Origin of the sequence: Methylocucumis oryzae (genome assembly GCF_000963695.1) — a bacterium.
Lineage (GTDB): Bacteria > Pseudomonadota > Gammaproteobacteria > Methylococcales > Methylomonadaceae > Methylovulum > Methylovulum oryzae.
The window spans coordinates 1-18,542 of the sequence record NZ_LAJX01000048.1 but is presented as its reverse complement, the minus strand read 5'-3'; the positions used below and the strand labels follow the sequence as shown (position 1 = coordinate 18,542).

General features: G+C 44.4%; 16 protein-coding genes, 1 tRNA gene and 1 pseudogene. 4 read left to right on the top strand and 14 right to left on the bottom strand.

The genetic code is table 11. From position 1 onward, the window contains the following. Nucleotides 1-670: 670 nt before the first annotated feature. Both VZ94_RS05775 and VZ94_RS05770 read left to right on the top strand, forming a co-directional pair. Nucleotides 671-1,867, top strand: a complete 1,197-nt coding sequence (locus tag VZ94_RS05775; protein ID WP_045778508.1) for an RNA-binding domain-containing protein — start codon at nucleotides 671-673, stop codon at nucleotides 1,865-1,867. Further along, complete coding sequence (locus tag VZ94_RS05770) at nucleotides 1,864-2,847, top strand: ParA family protein (protein WP_045778507.1); 984 nt, start codon at nucleotides 1,864-1,866, stop codon at nucleotides 2,845-2,847. The genes VZ94_RS05775 and VZ94_RS05770 overlap by 4 nt, the downstream gene beginning before the upstream one ends. A gap of 203 nt (nucleotides 2,848-3,050) precedes the next feature. On the opposite strand, the gene VZ94_RS05765 is transcribed toward VZ94_RS05770, so the two are convergent. The 4 genes from VZ94_RS05765 to VZ94_RS28140 form a co-directional block, all read right to left on the bottom strand. Beyond that, on the bottom strand, nucleotides 3,051-3,428 hold the full coding sequence (locus VZ94_RS05765) for a hypothetical protein (protein WP_045778506.1): 378 nt from the start codon (nucleotides 3,426-3,428) through the stop codon (nucleotides 3,051-3,053). A 241-nt stretch (nucleotides 3,429-3,669) separates the two neighbouring features. Continuing rightward, nucleotides 3,670-4,419 carry a dehydroquinate synthase/iron-containing alcohol dehydrogenase family protein gene (locus VZ94_RS05760; protein WP_275575149.1) on the bottom strand — a complete coding sequence of 250 codons (750 nt, stop codon included), beginning with the start codon at nucleotides 4,417-4,419 and terminating at the stop codon, nucleotides 3,670-3,672. Next, nucleotides 4,388-4,795, bottom strand: coding sequence for an iron-containing alcohol dehydrogenase (locus VZ94_RS30295; protein ID WP_275575151.1), 408 nt, complete (start codon nucleotides 4,793-4,795; stop codon nucleotides 4,388-4,390). Before VZ94_RS30295 ends, VZ94_RS05760 begins: the two co-directional genes overlap by 32 nt. Continuing rightward, nucleotides 4,725-5,162, bottom strand: coding sequence for an antibiotic biosynthesis monooxygenase (locus VZ94_RS28140; protein ID WP_239649669.1), 438 nt, complete (start codon nucleotides 5,160-5,162; stop codon nucleotides 4,725-4,727). The genes VZ94_RS30295 and VZ94_RS28140 overlap by 71 nt, the downstream gene beginning before the upstream one ends. A 273-nt stretch (nucleotides 5,163-5,435) precedes the next feature. Between VZ94_RS28140 and VZ94_RS22285 the strand changes: the two genes are divergently transcribed. Further along, nucleotides 5,436-6,209 carry a phytanoyl-CoA dioxygenase family protein gene (locus VZ94_RS22285; protein ID WP_052700246.1) on the top strand — a complete coding sequence of 258 codons (774 nt, stop codon included), beginning with the start codon at nucleotides 5,436-5,438 and terminating at the stop codon, nucleotides 6,207-6,209. A 175-nt stretch (nucleotides 6,210-6,384) separates the two neighbouring features. Here the strand turns inward: VZ94_RS22285 and VZ94_RS30290 are convergent, their stop codons facing one another. The 5 genes from VZ94_RS30290 to VZ94_RS30280 form a co-directional block, all read right to left on the bottom strand. After that, a complete protein-coding gene (locus VZ94_RS30290) occupies nucleotides 6,385-6,513 on the bottom strand; it encodes a hypothetical protein (protein ID WP_275575148.1) in 129 nt (42 codons plus the stop codon). Beyond that, a complete protein-coding gene (locus VZ94_RS05745) occupies nucleotides 6,458-8,128 on the bottom strand; it encodes a diflavin oxidoreductase (protein ID WP_239649668.1) in 1,671 nt (556 codons plus the stop codon). Before VZ94_RS05745 ends, VZ94_RS30290 begins: the two co-directional genes overlap by 56 nt. Before the next feature lie 77 nt (nucleotides 8,129-8,205). Then, complete coding sequence (locus VZ94_RS28135) at nucleotides 8,206-8,826, bottom strand: hypothetical protein (RefSeq protein ID WP_239649667.1); 621 nt, start codon at nucleotides 8,824-8,826, stop codon at nucleotides 8,206-8,208. After that, a complete protein-coding gene (locus tag VZ94_RS30285) occupies nucleotides 8,807-12,640 on the bottom strand; it encodes a glutamate synthase-related protein (RefSeq protein WP_275575150.1) in 3,834 nt (1,277 codons plus the stop codon). The genes VZ94_RS28135 and VZ94_RS30285 overlap by 20 nt, the downstream gene beginning before the upstream one ends. A gap of 31 nt (nucleotides 12,641-12,671) precedes the next feature. Further along, complete coding sequence (locus VZ94_RS30280) at nucleotides 12,672-13,700, bottom strand: class II glutamine amidotransferase domain-containing protein (protein WP_275575147.1); 1,029 nt, start codon at nucleotides 13,698-13,700, stop codon at nucleotides 12,672-12,674. 415 nt (nucleotides 13,701-14,115) lie between these two features. On the opposite strand from VZ94_RS30280, the pseudogene VZ94_RS05735 reads away from it, so the two are divergent. Then, nucleotides 14,116-15,338, top strand: a pseudogene (locus tag VZ94_RS05735) (FAD-dependent monooxygenase). Nucleotides 15,339-15,449: 111 nt separating this feature from the next. On the opposite strand, the gene VZ94_RS05730 reads toward VZ94_RS05735, so the two are convergent. From VZ94_RS05730 to VZ94_RS28115, 5 genes are all read right to left on the bottom strand, one after another. Beyond that, nucleotides 15,450-15,526: transfer RNA gene (locus tag VZ94_RS05730), tRNA-Met, on the bottom strand. Nucleotides 15,527-15,579: 53 nt separating this feature from the next. Next, nucleotides 15,580-16,671, bottom strand: a complete 1,092-nt coding sequence (ychF, locus tag VZ94_RS05725; RefSeq protein ID WP_045778505.1) for a redox-regulated ATPase YchF — start codon at nucleotides 16,669-16,671, stop codon at nucleotides 15,580-15,582. Between the two features lie 350 nt (nucleotides 16,672-17,021). Beyond that, nucleotides 17,022-17,330, bottom strand: a complete 309-nt coding sequence (locus VZ94_RS28125) for a YncE family protein (protein WP_239649666.1) — start codon at nucleotides 17,328-17,330, stop codon at nucleotides 17,022-17,024. Further along, nucleotides 17,287-17,796 (bottom strand): YncE family protein, encoded by a 510-nt coding sequence (locus VZ94_RS28120; protein WP_239649665.1) that lies wholly within the window; start codon nucleotides 17,794-17,796, stop codon nucleotides 17,287-17,289. Before VZ94_RS28120 ends, VZ94_RS28125 begins: the two co-directional genes overlap by 44 nt. Continuing rightward, nucleotides 17,735-18,196 carry an LVIVD repeat-containing protein gene (locus tag VZ94_RS28115; protein ID WP_239649664.1) on the bottom strand — a complete coding sequence of 154 codons (462 nt, stop codon included), beginning with the start codon at nucleotides 18,194-18,196 and terminating at the stop codon, nucleotides 17,735-17,737. The genes VZ94_RS28120 and VZ94_RS28115 overlap by 62 nt, the downstream gene beginning before the upstream one ends. Nucleotides 18,197-18,542 lie beyond the last annotated feature (346 nt).

Below are 18,542 nucleotides of genomic sequence, written 5' to 3'. Positions count from 1 at the left end.
AAGGGGATACATTAACGCCGACAGCCGTGCCAGCATTGACACTAGCAATGTGAGCATCAGCGCTCAGTGGTAATGTCAGTGCTTGAGAGACTAATGGGGTTAAGCCGGTTAACAGAATAGCCGTTGATAACAGTTTAGTTTTCATATTCATCGTATTCTCCAGTTTGTTTAAGTTATTTATCGCATTAATGAGTTTTAACTCATGGACAATGGAGCGATTACTGTGCCAACCATAGATGCATATTTTTTTCTTTATAATTCATAATGTTGTAGAGGAATTATCGGTTTATTCAACAGAGATGAGCTGAGACAAAAGTTGCAGCTTAAAGAGGGGGAATTAGCCGAGCAAGCTGTATCACTGGGGGATGCAGCGGGTGCGCCAAATGTTGCTACGCAACTTTTGGCGCGTAGCCGTTTGAGCTCGGATTTTGTGTGCGCATCCGAATTACAGGGTTGCTAAGGGGCAAATAAAGCTCGTAGGTGTACTTCGAAATAGCGGATTGTTTATCGGCGAATCCGTCTTACCGCGTTGATATAGGTCATGAAATTTATGTCACATTAGTTGTAGGCTGCGGGAAAATTTTTACAGGAGATTGAGGGTTTGGAGATAGGTGGAATCGAATGTGTAATATACTGTAATCAACAAGAGTTTTAAGTAGGTTTATCATTCATGCTATCGGTAGAAGAATTACTAAATATGTTGTCCGATTTAGAATCAGACAGAATAGAAAGAACGGTTTCAGAAAATAAAACCGATAAATTTTCAGAAGCCATTTGTGCATTTTCCAACGACTTTCCTAACCACAAACAACCTGGTTATTTAATTATTGGTGCTGAAGATAAAACAGGAAAATTAGCGGGCTTGAACATTTCTGACAAATTATTGACCAGCTTGGCAGCTATTCGTAACAATGGCCAGATTTTGCCGCAACCATCACTTACAATACAAAAATATAGCTTGCCAGAAGGCGAAGTTGCCGTCGTGGAAGTTTTTCCTAGCCCGTTTCCACCTGTCCGTTACCAAGGAAATGTATGGATTCGCGTCGGGCCAAGCAAAGCAATTGCTAACGAGGCAGAAGAATTACGCTTGATAGAAAAACGTACGGCGAACACTAGAACATTTGACGTTTCCCCAGTATTTAATAGCACGTTAGCAGATATAAATATCGAACTGTTTAAATTGACTTATCTGCCAAATGCCATTGATGCTGACACTTTAGCCTCAAATCATCGCGAGATAAAACAGCAATTGGCTTCCTTGCGCTTGTACGATTTAGTCTATGATTGCCCGACTTATGCCGGCATTTTATTATTGGGTAATAATCCTAAATTTTATATGCCAGGCGCTTATGTTCAATATGTACTGTTTTCTGGTGATTCAATGGATAGCGATGTTCTCAATGAAGTTGAGTTTTCGGGAGATTTGCTGTCTACCATGCGCCAACTGGACTTGTTTGTAAAAAACAATATTGAAGAACGTCCAGTGAGAGTTTCTGCCCTAAAAGAATTAATGACCAGAAGCTATCCATTCAGAGCAATTAGGGAATTGCTGAATAATGCAGTAATGCACCGCAATTATGAATCGAACGCGCCAGTAAAATTTTATGAATTTAGCGACAGAATAGAAATCTCCAATCCCGGCGGTTTATATGGTTCGGCCCGGCCTGACAATTTTCCGCATCAAAATGACTACCGTAATCCCATCATCGCCGAAGCGCTGAAAATAATGGGTTATGTGAACAAATTCAATCGCGGCATAGCCACAGCCCAAGCAGAATTAAAAGCAAACGGCAACCCGCCCGCTGAATTTATTTTTGACTTGCCTTTGCATTTCAGCGTCACACTAAGAAAAATGGTGGCCGTATGAAAATCATCACCTTTTTCAATAATAAGGGCGGCGTCGGCAAAACCACTACGGTTTACCATATTGCTTGGATGTTAAATGAATTGGGTTTTAACGTTTTGGCTGTTGATTTAGATCCGCAATGCAATCTTTCCTCTATCTTTTTAACCACGGAAAGAATGGAAGAAATTGTTTTGGAAGAACAAAAGGTCACCATCCTTGATGCCATTATGCCAGTAAGCGAGGGTGATCCCTATCAGCCCGTGCATATTGAAAAAATAACGGAGCATCTGTCGCTTTTAATAGGCAATCTCTCGCTATCAGCCTTTGAAGACACCTTAAGCGATGCTTGGACAAAATGTGTTGAAGGCAAGGTAATTGGTTTTAAAATCACATCTGTATTCAGAACCTTAATACAAGATGCAGCGAAACGTTGCCATGCCGACTATGTTTTAATTGATGTCGGCCCAAACTTAGGTGCGATTAACCGGGCAGTTTTGATTTCAAGTGAATTTGTGGTATTGCCAGTCGCAGCTGATTTGTTTTCTTTACAAGGTATAAAAAATTTAGGAAAAACACTGAATGATTGGAAGAACCAATGGGGTAAACGGGTATCAGAATACCCGCCTGAAAAAGACAAAAATGACATTCCCCGTGGTGAAATGAAGCCTATTGGCTACTTAGTCATGCAATACACTGACCGAAGCAGCAGCCCGGTTAAATCCTATGTAAAATGGGCGGATAGAATACCGCAGGTCTATTTAGAATACGTTTTAAGATCAGTTGGCGCTGATGTCCCTGTTTCAGTAGCTACAGACAATAACTGTTTAGCAATGTTGAAGCATTACCACAGCCTTGCACCTATGTCGATGGAAGCTAAAAAGCCTATCTTCTTACTAAAACCTGCCGATGGGGCAATAGGCGCGCATTTTCACGCCGTAAGGGCATGTTATGAACATTTTGAAATATTAACAAATAGAATAATAGCCAAAACAAGTTCGTGAAATATATTTTTCAGTTGAATCATACGCCTTGTAGTGCCTGCAACGCTTTTCTGCCCACCATTCACCTCATAATCGGTGTGCCCAAAGCTCGTAGGACAGTGTCACGATAGCAAACCGCCATCGGTGTACTCCGAAATGGCGGATTGCCTATCGGCGAATCCCCTTACATCTATACTATTTACGTGTTACAGCGTTTGTTTTTGTTACAGAGAAATACCAAAAGTAAACCAATGGACTTCAACTTTAGAGCTGCCAAAGGTACTATCTACTTCCCAATTTGAGCCTTTGCGAACTGGAAAGGTAAAGCTTTGTGTCGCAGTAGAGATAATGGAGCCTTCATTATCCGCTGCTGAGGCGGAAGCAACAGTCTCCTCATCCACGATACCTTGGGCAACGACGTTCCGTTCAGTGGTGTCAGCCAACAACTTCACAACGACAAAGCCATTTGTTTTTGCAACAAAGGGCGTATTGACACTAACGGGAACATAACCCTTTGCTTCGGCAAAAGATACGCTTGGCAATACGAAGCTAAAAATTAAAAACAAACCCAACAACTTATATTTTTTTACTATGGTTAGCATATCAAGGACTCCTCGCCGTTTTTATCGAAGCCAGGCATCAAAATGGCGCTTGGTTTGATTGCCCAACATAAATTAGCCAACCGTGTGACGCAAAACCTCACATCACACAGTCGGCTAAATAATTTTCCAACCATTAACAGATTATCTCTTTCAAATGGCCAACAGAATTTAGCACAACCTAGAAGTTTTTGCCAATACCATCAATAAATCCAACATTGACGAATTAGTATTAAATATAGTTTTATAAACGACTCAGCAAAACCTCACTAATCTCCTCATCAGTTAACACAATCGGATTAGTTTGCATACTACTGCCACGGCTATTGGCTACGATAACGGGAAAATCTTCAGGGCTAATGTTATAACTGCGTAAACGAGGTAGTTGTAGCCGCTCACTCCAGTCGTGTAAGCAGTTGACTAAGCCGGTACGGGCTTGCTCGTCGTCTAAAGCCAGGTTATCGAGTAATAAGCGTCCAATTTCAGCGTATTTGTTCAGTGCGGGATGCTGAGGGTCGCGTTGTTGTAGGGCGCGGATATTGATTTCAGTGGCGGCTGCGACGAGTGTGCCGCAGACTACGCCATGCGGAATGGGAAAATAAGCGCCTAAGGGTGAGGCTAGGCCGTGTACTGAGCCTAAACCGACTTGCGCGAGTGTAATACCGGATAATAACGCCGCATACGCCATAGCGGCTCTACCTTGCGCGGCTTCGGGTTCTAGGCCTTGCCAGGCGGAGAACAAGCCGGATTTAACAGCTTGTAGTCCGCTTAAGGCTAAAGCGTCGGTAAACGGGTTGGCTTTGCTTGAGACATAGGATTCTAGTAGTTGGGTGAAGGCGTCCATGCCATCGGCTGCGATGAGTTCGGCAGGGCAACTAGCTAATAACTCGGGGTCTATGACAGCATAATTAGGTACTAAGCATTCATCGCGGAATGATTTTTTATAGCCGTTAGGTCCTTGCTCACTTAATACGGCGTTTTTTCGTGGCTTCACTGCCGGTACCGGCGGTGGTAGGTATCGCGATAAATGGTGTGCTAGGCCCTTGATAGGGAATGTTTCGGCCTACACCTTCTAAATGGTCTAACACTGAGTTGCCGTGCGGTAATAAACCAGCAATGGCTTTGGCGGCATCGAGTACGCTACCGCCACCTATTGCGATGACAACATCGATAGCCTCTGAGCGAAATGTAGCGACCGTAGTGTCTATTAAGCTTGGCGACGGTTCGCCGGAAACCGTTACTTGTTGCCAGCTTACGCCTTGTTGTGACAACGCTTCAGTGAATTCAGGCCAGCGGCGGCTATTGATAAACGAGTGTTTGCCGGTGACGATTAACGCTTGTTGTCCAAAACTGGCCGTTAATTTCGGCACTTCTTTGAGGCGTCCAGCGCCAAATAAAATACGCGGTAAACGCGATACTGTAAACGTATTGAAATTCATAGCTTAACCTTTGGCAATAGGCTTGATAAAGCACACCTTGGCGCGGTTCAGCCATCCAGGGCGCAACTGTTTCTCGCCAAGTTAAATAATGTGCGGTTTGTTTATGCAATGCGGCATCCTCTGCTGACACGTAGGCTTCATACAGAATAAATTGGCTAGGGTTGTCGGGGGCTTGCAATACATCAAAGCGGCGATTACCCGCTTCTTGAATCGATGCTGCATGGTTTAGCTGGGTTGCGCTAATAAAATCGCTAATGTGTTCAGGTAAGACGTGAACATGGACTAATGTGACGTGCATGATGTGACTTTTAAAGTAATGGGTTCTTGGGTTGGTTAGTTCTGTTGTTCGTGTTGTAAAGCTGGCACGACGTAGCCTGTGGTATAAAAGTCACCTGGCCCATCAACAGATAATAAGGTTTTATGTGGTTCTTGCGCTATGCTTATCATAGTTTTTATTCGCGTTAAGCTGTTGAATGAGGTTTTGAGTGACTATACTTTAGCGACAAATTTTAACAGCATATTTTAAGTTGCTTTATCAAATCTTCAGCAAAAATAGTGGGGAGTTATAGATATGAAATCGGTTAATAGACTTCAACTCGAACGCCAAGGTTATTGTATTTTACATCAGCGTATTACTGCGCATAGATTGAGAGAAATACAAGATTATTGCAGCCAAGTATTGACTAATGTAACCGATGAGCACAGGGCTTTTTTTAAAGCCCAAGGCTGTATTGCTGATATTTCTGATTATCCCATGTTTGCTGATGTATTAAGCGATGCGTGTTTGACGAAGTTATTTGCTGATTTAGCGTTACCAGGTTATGTGTTTAGTAGCGGTTCGGTCATTAGCAAGCCACCTATGAGCCCGGCGTTATTTTGGCATCAAGATTGGTGGGGTTGGGACGATGCTATTTCTTATAGCGAGCGTATTTTGCAAGTGAATTTGATGATTTATCTAAGCCCGACTAACGTTGAGAATGGTTGTTTGCGCGTCATTCCAGGCAGTCATAGGCGTAAGCATTCTCTGCATGGGTTTGATGTGGCTTACGGCGCGTCTATGTGTAGAGTAGAAAATCCTGAGCATCCGTTATATCAATCGTGGTCAGGTGAGCAGGCGATTGAGGTAATGCCAGGGGATATTGTCGTGAAAGACGCGCGTTTATTGCACAGCACGTATGCAAATACGTCTGATGCTGAAAGAACGTTGTTGAGTCTGAATTTTAATCCAGATTTTGCTAATTTACCTGAGCGGGTTCAAGCCAGAATTACTCATATTTTTATGCGCGATAGAGTGCATAAAAAGCGAGGCGGAACTCAATGGCTTAATCATAGACGGCTGGCCTGAGCAGGAAAAGCAAAAAATTTGCCATCTTTTTCCAGATAGCGGACATCAGGCTGAGCCATTGGCTTTTAATTTTAGACCAGATCCTGAGTTGTTATTGGTGTGAACGCGATGAGTTAAGGTGAAGTTTTCTAGGGTACGCAGTGCGCACCCTATACACGTCTAAATCTGTATGAGCTTAATACACATCCCTGACATAACGCTTATCTTTTTTCAGTTGATTAACATAGTCTATCGCGGCTTGCTCAGTCTTACCGCCATGAGTGGCAATGACTTGGTGTAAGGCTTTGTCTACGTCTTTCGCCATGCGGTAAGCATCGCCACAGACGAAGAAATAACCGCCTTGTTCTAACCAGGCAAACAGTTCTGCGCCATGCTCTATCATTCGGTCTTGCACATAAATTTTTTTCTGCTTGGTCGCGCGAGAAGGCAAGGTCTAAGCGTGTGAGCAAGCCTTGTTGCATCATGGCGTCTATTTCTTCGCGGTACATAAAATCGGTCTCAGCATTACGGTCGCCGAAAAATAACCAATTTTTACCTGGGGCTTTGCGATATTGCCGTTCTTGTAAGAAGGCTCGGAACGGAGCAATACCAGTGCCAGGGCCGACCATAATCATTGGTAAGCTGTCGTTATCAGGTACTCTAAAGGTTTTATTAGGGATAAAAAAGCAACGCACATCGGTGTTGTCATCGACTAAATCGGCTAAGTAAGTCGAGCAAACGCCTTTGTGAGTACGGCCTAAGCTTTCATAGCGTACGCTAGCGACGGTTAAGTGCACTGTGTCGGGGTATAACTTGCTGCTAGATGAGATGGAGTAGGCTCGGTGTTGCAGTGGTTTTAATAAACTCAATAATTCAGCGGCAGAGAATTCACATTGTGGGAACTGTCTTAATAAATCTAAGGTGTCGCGTCCCCATAAATACTTCGCTAAACGGTCTTTGTCTCCGCTTTGTAATAACTCGTTTAATTCTGGATCGCTAGAACGCTTGGCGATTTCTTCTAATAGTTCTTTGCTAGGGGTTTTGATTTCAAATAGCGTGCGTAAAGCCTCTGTTAATGGTATGAGTTCGCCATTAACCGGTTCTTCTTCCTGACCATTACACCCTATCGCGCTGATAATATCGGCGACTAATTCAGGGCAGTTGGTCGGAAATATACATAATGCATCACCGGCCTCATAAGTTAAACCGGAACCGGCGATAGAAATTTCATAATGCCGGGTTTCTTTTGATGAGTTATCAGCCGTGACCCGTTTATTGACTAATAATTTCGCGGGGAATGGGTTTTTTCGGTTATAAAACGGTTTGCTATCAATCGCCGGTGCTGTTGTAGTCGCTGCTACTGTGGCTGAGTTACCCGCGATTAAGGTAATAACGGAGCTGCTCCATAAATGTGCAGGTTCTTCAAATTCCACATCACAATCGGTGCGCTCATAAAGCCGAGTTGCACCTAATTCGGCGAGTCTCCTATCCCAGTCTTTACCTGCTTGGCAGAATAAGTCGTATGCGGTATCGCCTAGTGCTAATACCGAGAATTTTACCTTCTCTAAATTGGGCGCTGTATCGGTATTGACGGCTTCCCAAAGCATTTGCGCATTATCGGGCATTTCACCTTCGCCGTATGTGCTAGTAACAATCAGCAGGTAGTCCATGCTTGCAAGTTGGGCGCTATCAATTTCGCTCATGCTTTTGACAATGGCTTTTAGGCCATGCGCTTTGGCGGCGGCAGCGGTATCGTTAGCAACGGATTCAGCATTGCCTGTTTGGCTACCGTATAAGATATTGACAGTTGTGGTGTCTTGCCCGCTGTTTATGTTATTGCTTTGTGCTAGGCTGGTTTTTAGCCCAGCGAAAAAACCGTTTAGCCAAGCTCGCTGGCTCTCGCTAAAAGGCGCGTCTGAGGGTAGTTGAGGTAATTTCATTGAGTTCACTGATAACAAGGCTGTTTCCGGCTCGCAGAGTGAGCCGGAAGGTATAAAAGAAACAGGCTTTCGCTACATTATGCAGGTTGTGCAGTCATTAAAGTTTGCACTAGCTCTAAACCACATTGTTCTGCTAAATAGCTTTCAACAGCGTTTATGTCGGCAAGTGCTTTGCGGTTAATCGTTTGTTGCTCAATAATCCATGCGGTTGAACCTATTGAGTAAATGCTTTGTACTGAGCGATTAATTAACGCAGATTTATAGTCATTTAAGCGTTTATCGGCGATTAACGTGGCGAGTTGCTCGTCGCTGTAATTGCCATAAGCAATACGCGTAGTTTTGACCAGGGCTTCTTGCAATTTGCGTGGACGCTCAGTTATTAATTTGTGCGCGGCTTGCTCAATACCTTTAAGCGTTTTTAATGCGTCGGGCGCAGATTTTAAGCTTTCCCGCGCTACGTGTTGCGCATGGGCAAGTACCGCATAGCTATTAATTAAGCGATAAGCCATGCGACCATCGTCATTGTTGTCACCTGGAATCATGCCGCCATAGAGAGGTTGCGCGTGTTGGTATGCCGTTTTAACCAGTTCGACTTGTTGTCTGGCGAGTTCTTGCGCTAACTCTTCTATCATTTCTTTACGGTCAAGTGTTTGCTTTAAATATGCTGCGGTTTGGGTTTTATATAACCATAACGGCATCGCGTATTTGAAAATGTACGCGTTCGCTAGCCCAATTATCAAGCAACAAACGTGCCTTACTTGAGTTCGCATAGTCTCTATGCTGCTCTAACATGGCAATAATAAATTGCTCATGCGCGCGGGCATTGTCGTTATCTTCGGTAATCGAATGTAGCTCAACAGACGATTTGTCATATAAGTGTTGTAAGCGGTTATCGGGGTCGTATTGATAAGCGTTGCCGCCCGACATGCCATTGCAAAAACCTTTACCGAAGCCACCAATGTTGAGAACAGCACCATTCGTCATGTATTCGCAGGCAAAATCGCCGACCCCTTCAACGACCGCCATTGCGCCTGAGTTTCTGACAGCAAACCGGTCGCCCGCTTCACCATTGATAAACGCTTTGCCGCCCGTTGCGCCGAATAATGCGAAGTTGCCGATTAATACGTTATTGCCAGGTGTTTTGATACCGCCGCCCGGTGATTCGACGACTAACACGCCGCCACAAGCCGATTTACCCACGCCATCGTTACACGTGCCTAAATGCTCCATGCGCATACCGTCATTTAAAAATGCGCCGTAGCTTTGTCCGGCTGAGCCGGTGGTACGAATAATAATGCTGTCTGGCGCTAAATAGCGACGGCCATGTTTATTATAGTAAATGCTTGGATGGTCTTGTGCTTGTTGTTCAGTCAGTTCATAAGCTAATAGCCGTTCGATGTCGATAGCAGCTTGTCCGCCAACGGTTTTATTGCGGTTGTTTAATTTAAAGCCTTCGCCTTCGATAATGAGCTGTTCGCTTTTAGTCGTGATAAAGTCGGTTTTTACCCGTTCGATGATTTTGGTATCGATATTAAAACAAGCTTCTAAATAAATCGGTTTGGCGATTTTGACGACATCAACTTGATTTAACATTTTTTTCAAGTTGATTTGGCCAATCATTGATGGGTGTGTAATCAAATGCAATAAGTCGGTTTGACCACGAATTTCCGCTAAGCTTTTATAGCCTAATGACGCTAAGATTTCGCGTACTTCATGGGCTAAATTCATAAAGTATTGCGCTAATACTCTGGCATCGCCTTTGAATTCCTCATGCGCGGTGGTGAGTCCAGCGGGACATTTGATATTGCAATTTTTTGCCATGACGCAACGTAACATCATCAGTGCGGTCGTGCCAAATTCAAATGAGTCTGCACCTAAAATGGCCGATTTTACGACATCGACGCCACTTTGATGTGCGCCGCTGCAACGTAAGATAACTTTATCGCGTAAGCCGTTAACGGCTAAGGCTTGATGCACTTCAGCAATACCGATTTCGGGCGAGCGACCACTATTTTTTAAGCTAGTGACTGCCGCCGCGCCGGTTCCGCCTGTATTACCAGCAACGTTAATGACATCAGCACCGGCTTTAGCAACGCCAACGGCGATAGTGCCTATGCCTTCAGATGACACCAATTTAACGCCAACACGTACACGCGCGGCTTTGGCATCATGAATTAATTGGCCTAAATCTTCGATAGAGTAGGTGTCATGGTGCGGCGGTGGGCTGACGAGTTCGACTTTAGGTGTACCGCCACGTAATGACGCGATTTCTACCGATACTTTGGCAGCGGGTAATTGTCCGCCTTCACCGGGTTTTGCACCTTGGGCGATTTTTATTTCAATTTCTTCAATGGTTGGATCGGCTAGATAACCGGCCCAGACGCCAAAACGCCCTGAGGCGAATTGTTTAATTTTACATGAGCGTAAGGTGTTGAAGCGGCTGAAATGTTCGCCACCTTCGCCGGAATTGCTTAATGCGCCGACAATATTAGTGCCTAAAGCAACAGCTTCATGTGCTTCGGCAAGTAACGCGCCATGACTCATCGCTCCCGATGCAAAGGTTTTAGTAATTTCATGAGCAGGTTGCACATCAGCTAAGGCTATTGGCGCTCTAGCCGGTATAAGCGAGCTTAAATAGTCGATTAAGTCATTGTCTGGCGTTGCGGTGGTAATAACCAAGGTATTGGTTTTTTGCTCGGCACTAAAATCGATATGGCTGAAACGTTGCTTGATGTAGTCCAGTAGATGATTGAGAATGTCTTGGCTTAATGCACTAGCCAATTCCAATGTGACTTGGTTAGGCTGAGTGCATACGGCTTTGAGGCCGCGTATAACAAAGTTACGATTGCCGTGTAAATCTTGTTTGCTGAGTGCAGCGTTCAGTTCTTGCGCTGACTGGGCGCTAGTCAAATCTACCGGAAAATCCATGACGTCGCGTAAAGCCGCCGGTCTTAATTCCCGCTCGTGATAAAGATTTTTAGTGAAGCTACGGTAAGCGGGGGTAACGCCAAAGCGGTCGATTTGCTCAGGCGTGCGCAGTTCATAACCTGTGTCTAAATAAGCGGTATCGCTCGCGACCGGTGTCGAGTCCTTATTGGTTTCAGTGATATACAGTATCGGCTCATCGGTCATGTGAATATATTCTCTGACCGCTGTGTTGCCGTAAGAATGCCCGGCACCATCTTGGCGTTCTTTGAATAAGCCTAAAAAGGGTATGTCTTTTTCGGCGGTGACCGATAAGGCTTTTTGATGCCATTCAGCAGCGCTTTGCGCAATATCAGCAAAGCGAGCACCGCCTACTGATGAGTGTATGTTGGGGAAATACGCTGTAAGCTTAGGCTCATCGGTATCTATATAATTTGATTCGAAAAATTCACCACCAATATAGCTTTCTACGGTACATAAGCCGAATTTGCCCATGGTTTTCATCAGTGATTTTTCGGTGCCTTTTTGGAATTTCTCCAGCACTTTTTGCCATTCTTGTTCCGGGTATTGACTGACGACTCGATTGTGAATAGTTAACGGGCATATCGCAGAAGCGCCAAAGCCTAATATCGTTGCAACATCATGCGGATTTGAAGCTTGGCCGGTTTCGGCAATTAATGACGAGTTAAAGCGTAGGCCTTGTGAAACTAAACGCTGATTAGCAGCGGCTATCATTAAAATACAAGGAATAGCGGCTAATTCTTGGTTAATACCTGAGTCAGATAAAACAATAATGCCGGTATTGTTTCTAGCTGCGGCTTCGATTTGGTCGCAAAGCGTGGTTAAAGCGAGTTCTAAATTCGCTTCGTTTTGTTGCGGATTATTAAAGTCGGGACGGAATAACATGGCTAGTGTTACCGTGCTTACTGCTGTTTGCCGTTTAATTTTTTCTAATTGGGTGCGTTGTAGAATCGGCGAATCAATGATGAGTTGTTTGCTCTTGGCATCGGAGAAATTAGGTTTAGCACCTAACGCGACGCGCAACGTCATGCCATCGCTTTCCCGTATCGAATCTAAGGGTGGGTTGGTGACTTGGGCAAAGCGCTGGCTAAAATAACGCGACATGCCACCTTCTGCATTCGTTAAGGCATTCGGCGCGAGTCCATAGCCCATTGCAGAAACTTTTTCCATGCCTGTGGCCAAAATAGGGTCTAGCATGAATTTAAAGCTTTCTTGGTTTAACGAATAGGCTGTGTGTTGTTGTTCGATAGTTAAGTCATTGTTTTGGCTTAATTCGCCTAATTCAACGTGAGCAAGCTCGGCTAAATGTATACAGCGTTGTTTTAATAGCGCTGAGTAATCATGTTCTGATGCTAAGCGCTCCATGACTTCGTGACTGTTAAACGCTTGACCTATACTGTGGTCGAAATACAGCATTCCGCCGGCTTCAATACGTCCGCGTTTTAACACGTCTTTGGGTGGAAAATCGATTTGACCCGCTTCTGACATAACCGCTAAATAATCAGCGGTTTCAACAGAGCGTAAAGGCCGTAAGCCTAAGCGGTCTAGGCGTGCACCTACGCGTATGCCGTCGTAGAAGATTAACGCAGCTGGGCCATCATTTTTTTTCTTCGTAAAGACTAAAGTATTCCAACATCGCTCTAACTTTAGGCGATAACGTGGTGTCGTTTTCCCATGCGGGTGGCATCATTGCTAAAACAGCCGTAACAATGTCCATGCCGTCTTCGTTAATGCGACGGGCTAGGGTTTGATCTAATCGACCTGAGTCAGATTGGCCGCAAGGGAAAATGATATTTTTATTGTTTTGTCTGGCAATTGCGTTTTCGCTTAAACGATTTTTTTTGTCGGTATTGAGTTCGCCGTTGTGCGCCATATAGCGGAACGGCTGCGCCATTATCGTTGCAGGTGCGGTATTGGTTGAAAAGCGCGTGTGAAAAAATAATGTGCTGATTTCATGATCTATATCATATAAGTCGATGAAATACGGTATAACCTCAAACGAATTTAATCGGCCTTTGTAGACTTGAGTGCGCGAACTCATAGATAGCGGATAAAAGCCTTCTAATTCGCGACGAGAAAAACCTTCAAATTCAATTTGTTGTAAGGTTGATTGGATGTGTTTTTCAAATTCAGCATGGCTAGCATTTGCTAGTTGTTCAGGACGTCCAAAAATGCATTGTTTAATCGGTAATTGCGCTTTTAGTGCAGCAGGGCTTAAGGTTTTAGTATCGACAGGAACGTTGCGCCATTGCAAAATAGGTAAACCGGCTTGTTTAAAATGGCGTTCAACCAATTCTTGCGCGGCGGAATCGTAGTGGTCATGATCTTCTGGGTAAAAGAAATTCGCGACACCAAATTGACCTAGCTCAAGCGCGGGATTTTGGGTAATTTTACGGAAGAACTTAAGTGATAAATCAATATTTACGCCTGCTCCGTCGCCTATGCCTTCTGCGCTCATACCGCCACGATGTGGGATGGTGCATAACGCTTCATGAGTTTTTATCAATAAATCATGAGATTGTAGGCCTTTTTTATGCGTGATAAAGCCGACGCCGCAGCTGTCCTGAGATAAATCGGCGTTATATAGCAAAGAGTCAGTTTGATCGAAACGGGAATAATTGTTCATGGCTTAAGCCTTCCATACTACTTAGTTATGCCGAAACGGGTTGGCATCGGCGTTGACAGTCGTTTTTTACGCTAATGCGTGATAGAGTCGTTTAATGATGCTAGCGCTTGCGAGTACGACTAGGCGTTCGGGTCTATTTCTTTTAGCGAAACCGGTCAATTGTATAGCAATTGGACTATTCTGTCACTTTTTAGGCCGTTGGCTAAATTTTTGAAATTTAGATTACTTTATAGTTGATGTTTCAATCCACAGCCGACCTCATCTGTCGAATGGCAAAGCCACCGACAGGTAGAGGCCGGTAGATTGCCTCCTCGTTAATGAGGAGGTTGCCCGGAAAGATAACAAGGCTTTCGCCTCGTTGTCAACAAAACGATTCCCCGTATAAAGGGGAGATTTCAGCCAGCAAGGAGATTTGATGAAAGAATTTTTTGATGTAGTGATTGTCGGTGGCGGCATGGTGGGCGCGGCTGTCGCGGCTGGTTTAGGTAATACTGGCCTAAAAAGTTGCCGTGTTGGAGTATTTGCCGCCTCAGCCGTTTAGTGCCGAGCAAGCACATGATTTAAGAGTATCGGCATTAAGCATTGCGTCAAAAACGATTTTGGCTACTTTAGGTGCGTGGGAAGGTGTTATTACGCGCCGGTATTGTCCGTTTCGACGTATGCGCGTCTGGGAAGAGAGTGGTGATACTGAGTTTTGTAGCGATGATATTCATTATCCCGAATTGGGTTATATTGTGGAAAACCGTATTACGCAATTGGCGTTATTAGAGCGATTGCAGGATTTTGATAATGTCGTAGTGATTTGCCCGACCGAGATTACGCGTATCCACTATTCGCCGGGTGAAGTGTCTGAAATTGAGTTGACCGATGGTCGCATTCTTGCTGCTAAACTTATGGTTGCAGCAGATGGTGGTCACTCTAAAGTTAGGCAGCGGGTGGGAATTGGTGTCACCAGTTGGGACTATCAGCAACATGCGTTAGTGCTGTATGTAGAAACGGCTTATGGGCAGCAAGATATTACCTGGCAGCGTTTTGTGCCAACGGGGCCGCAAGCATTTTTGCCTTTGTCCGGACATTATGCTTCTTTAGTGTGGTATCACAGTCCTGACGAGGTTAATCGCTTGCGGGAATTGTCGTTAACTGAGTTGAAGCAGGAATTATTGTCGGCGTTTCCTGATTGCTTAGGTGCTATTAATACTGTTTTGGCAACCGCTAGCTTTCCGTTGCGCAGGCAACATGCTCAGCATTATGTTAAGCCGGGTGTTGCGTTAGTCGGCGATGCTGCGCACATGATTAATCCGTTAGCCGGGCAGGGGGTTAATATTGGTTTGTTGGATGCGGCGGCTTTATGTGAAGTGTTGTTAGAGGCGCATCACAAAGGGCAGGATATTGCCGACCTAACCGTTTTAAAACGTTACGAGCAAATGCGTAAACGGGAAAATTTAGTGATGATGACAGTGATGGATGTGTTTTATCAGGTGTTTAGTAATGAAATAATGCCAGTCAAGCTTATTAGAAACTTGGGTTTAGGGTTGGCTGAGCGAGTGTTGCCAGCAAAAAAATTTGGCGATGCGTTATGCCATGGGTTTAGCTGGGCATTTGCCCAAGTTAGCGCAAGGTAAAAAACTGATTGCTTAAGGCATTAAAAAAGCGAAGCTTGAGAAATCGGCTTCGCTTTAGAGTGTAGAGTGTGTTAGCACGTAAAATATTTTGCTAATCGAATGAAAAAATCCATTCTTTTCATTGATATGGTGGCGATAGTGCGGATCGAACGCACGACCTTGGGGTTATGAATCCCACGCTCTAACCAGCTGAGCTATATCGCCATTTTTATGTGGACGTGAAGAGCCGATAATTATAGTTATGTAAAAAGTTCTTGTCAAACATTGAATCTAAAATGCATGACATCGCCGTCTTGCACAACATACTCTTTACCTTCAAGACGCCATTTGCCCGCATCCTTAGCGCCTTGCTCGCCTTTGTGTGTAATATAATCTTGATAAGAAATGACTTCCGCACGGATAAAGCCGCGTTCAAAATCGGTATGGATAACGCCTGCTGCTTGTGGTGCAGTTGCGCCTATGGGAATAGTCCATGCGCGCACTTCTTTAACGCCAGCGGTGAAATAAGTCGCTAAGTTTAATAATTGATAACCTGCGCGCACGACGCGATTTAAACCAGGTTCTTCTAAACCTAGGTCATCTAAAAATTCTTTTTTCTCTTCGTCGTCAAGCAAGGCAATTTCAGCTTCTATGGCGGCGCAAATCGGTACGACACGAGCGTCTTCTTTATCCGCATAGGCTTGAACTTGTTCTAAAAAAGGGTTGTTGGTTAAGCCGTCGTCATGCACGTTGGCGATGTACATAGTCGGCTTTAAGGTCATTAAGCACAGTTCTTTGATTAATGCTTTGTCGTCATCGCTTAGCTTTAGGCTTCGTGCTGGTGCTCCGGAATCTAAGCATTGAAACACTTGTTCTAAGATTTGTTTTTTATGCAGCTCTTCTTTATTGCCGGATTTTGCATTTTTGCTGACGCGTAACAAGGCTTTTTCAACCGTAGCCATGTCGGCAAGCGCTAACTCTGTGTTAATCACTTCTATATCCGAGATGGGATTAATTTTACCCGCAACGTGAACGACATTTTCGTCTTCAAAACAACGCACCACATGAGCAATCGCATCGGTTTCTCGGATATTGGCAAGAAATTTATTACCTAAACCTTCGCCTTTAGATGCCCCTGCCACTAAACCGGCAATATCAACGAACTCTATTGTTGTAGGTAATATGCGCTCTGGCTTGACCAGTTCGGCTAATTTAGCTAAGCGTGCATCCGGTACCGGTACAACGCCAACGTTGGGGTCAATCGTGCAAAACGGATAGTTTTCGGCGGCGATTTCAGCGCGTGTTAACGCATTAAATAAGGTTGATTTCCCTACATTAGGGAGTCCGACGATACCACAATACAATGCCATAGTTTTTTGATGAGCTTTTGGTTTAAAGCGCGCAATTATACAAGCTATGCTGGGAATCTGAAGGCTTAATTATCGGCAGGAAGTGCATATCGTTGTGTCGATTTGATGGTGTTTTAGCTGGGTTGCCCAGTACTGCGTAAGGGTTCGTTGCAATTAAGCCAAGCTATCTTGGCGTGTAAGGCTTGTTTTTGCGGTGTTTAATCTTGTGCAGGGCAAGTTTTGCACTCCGAAAAATCGGCTTAAGTACTTAATGTAATGGCAATGGCGTGATGGTTAAGCACTACACAGACGTTGTCTGTGCGCCCCTAAATTGCGAGACGCACAGGCTTTTTAAGACAAGCTAAAAGTGGTTAGTGTGCGTCATCATGATGCCATTTAGGCAACATAACGATGCAATTTGGGTTAAATCCTTGGTCTTTCAACGTATTAATATCGGCTATTTTTTGCATTTTATGAAGGTCTATAACAGAAATAGACCCATCATCCATATTGGGTAAATTTAAAAAACTATTTTGTACAAACGCATAGTGCTCATCAGGTGAAAATACTACATGATGCGCCCCACCGGCTGTGGGTATGGCTTTTAATAATTTTGGTTGCGTAGGCTGACTAATGTCAAAAACGTCTAGGTAGCCAGGGTTGGCCGTTGTGATAAACATTTTTGTCATGCTTGTGGTTGAAATAGATTTCCAACGGTACGCCTTGTTGAGTGGGTACAAAATCGAAAACTTGCCGGAACTTAAACTGGCTATCGCCACTATCCCATACGCCTGCCCATACATTACCGCCAAACATGTTATTAACATAGACTAAGGCAGGTTCAGCATTGGGTAAAAATACGGCTTCTACTGGCGAAACACCTGAGGGCGAGGCGGTATCCGATAATTTATGGGTTGATAAAACCTTACCCGTGCTAGCTTCAATGACTGAAACAGTTTCACCTGGCGCGCCTAAATCTGAAGGTCTGACGGTACTTGTCACGACGATTCTATCAATATCAGAATTAATACTAATGCCGTGGGGGTAGCTAATAAAGGTTTGGCTGCCACCAGCTTCAGGCGCACTAATGGTTTTTATCGCAGTATCCGTAGCTGCGTCGCCGACGATAACATTGCTTGACCCCATGCAGGTTAAATACCACGTTTTTATTGTCTTTAGAAAACGCAACATCTTCAGCGACTTGGCAATCTGGTACTGAGACGGTTTTCGGTTGATAAGGATGTTTAGTCATATCAATGACTTGTAACGGGTTATTACCTAAAGCCGTTAAATAAGCTTTGCTAGCATCTTTATTGTAAAAAATATGATGGGCGACTAAATCAGGTGATAACGGTATATCCTCGATTTGTTTACCAAAGCGAGCGGAGTTAGGGTCTACATCAATAATCGCTATGCCTTCACGTCTGGGTTTTACATTAGGTTTAGATTCATAATTAAGCATCGCCAACATTTCGGCGTGGGTTAGGGTAGGTGTAAGTAAAATGCTGCTAAGCAACACGGTGCTAATCGTTGTTATCAGTTTCATGTCGGGTCTCGTGTGATAGCTAAACGGTGATTGGGTTAGGGGGGCTTCGTGTTATTGCGTATACAACCACCATACTCTTTGGCGGTAACAAGAAGGTTACTGTGTTGTGTCTATGCAAAAAAGGGGTGGGCGGCTACCCACCCACGATTACCAACTTAAGACAGGACAAGTCATTCAGAACGCAGGGCGCCGTAAATACATCCCTGTAGGCTTGGCGGCAGCATCCTTGCTGCCGACACCTGGAGCCACAAGGATGTGGCGAATGCAGAAAACGCAGGAGCAGTTTTCTGTCGTTCTAAACGCCCTGTCCCGTCATAAGTGTGTAGCCCTAGCCACTTGTATTAAG

Coding starts and splice junctions, on each gene's coding strand:
- VZ94_RS28115 (WP_239649664.1), bottom strand. CDS start 18,196: ATGAAACTGATAACAACGATTAGCACCGTGTTGCTTAGCAGCATTTTA.
- VZ94_RS28140 (WP_239649669.1), bottom strand. CDS start 5,162: ATGCACGTCACATTAGTCCATGTTCACGTCTTACCTGAACACATTAGC.
- VZ94_RS28120 (WP_239649665.1), bottom strand. CDS start 17,796: ATGGGGTCAAGCAATGTTATCGTCGGCGACGCAGCTACGGATACTGCG.
- VZ94_RS05745 (WP_239649668.1), bottom strand. CDS start 8,128: ATGAAATTACCTCAACTACCCTCAGACGCGCCTTTTAGCGAGAGCCAG.
- VZ94_RS05765 (WP_045778506.1), bottom strand. CDS start 3,428: ATGCTAACCATAGTAAAAAAATATAAGTTGTTGGGTTTGTTTTTAATT.
- VZ94_RS05770 (WP_045778507.1), top strand. CDS start 1,864: ATGAAAATCATCACCTTTTTCAATAATAAGGGCGGCGTCGGCAAAACC.
- VZ94_RS28125 (WP_239649666.1), bottom strand. CDS start 17,330: ATGTTTATCACAACGGCCAACCCTGGCTACCTAGACGTTTTTGACATT.
- VZ94_RS05775 (WP_045778508.1), top strand. CDS start 671: ATGCTATCGGTAGAAGAATTACTAAATATGTTGTCCGATTTAGAATCA.
- VZ94_RS22285 (WP_052700246.1), top strand. CDS start 5,436: ATGAAATCGGTTAATAGACTTCAACTCGAACGCCAAGGTTATTGTATT.
- VZ94_RS30280 (WP_275575147.1), bottom strand. CDS start 13,700: ATGAACAATTATTCCCGTTTCGATCAAACTGACTCTTTGCTATATAAC.
- ychF (WP_045778505.1), bottom strand. CDS start 16,671: ATGGCATTGTATTGTGGTATCGTCGGACTCCCTAATGTAGGGAAATCA.
- VZ94_RS28135 (WP_239649667.1), bottom strand. CDS start 8,826: ATGCCGTTATGGTTATATAAAACCCAAACCGCAGCATATTTAAAGCAA.
- VZ94_RS30290 (WP_275575148.1), bottom strand. CDS start 6,513: ATGGCGAAAGACGTAGACAAAGCCTTACACCAAGTCATTGCCACTCAT.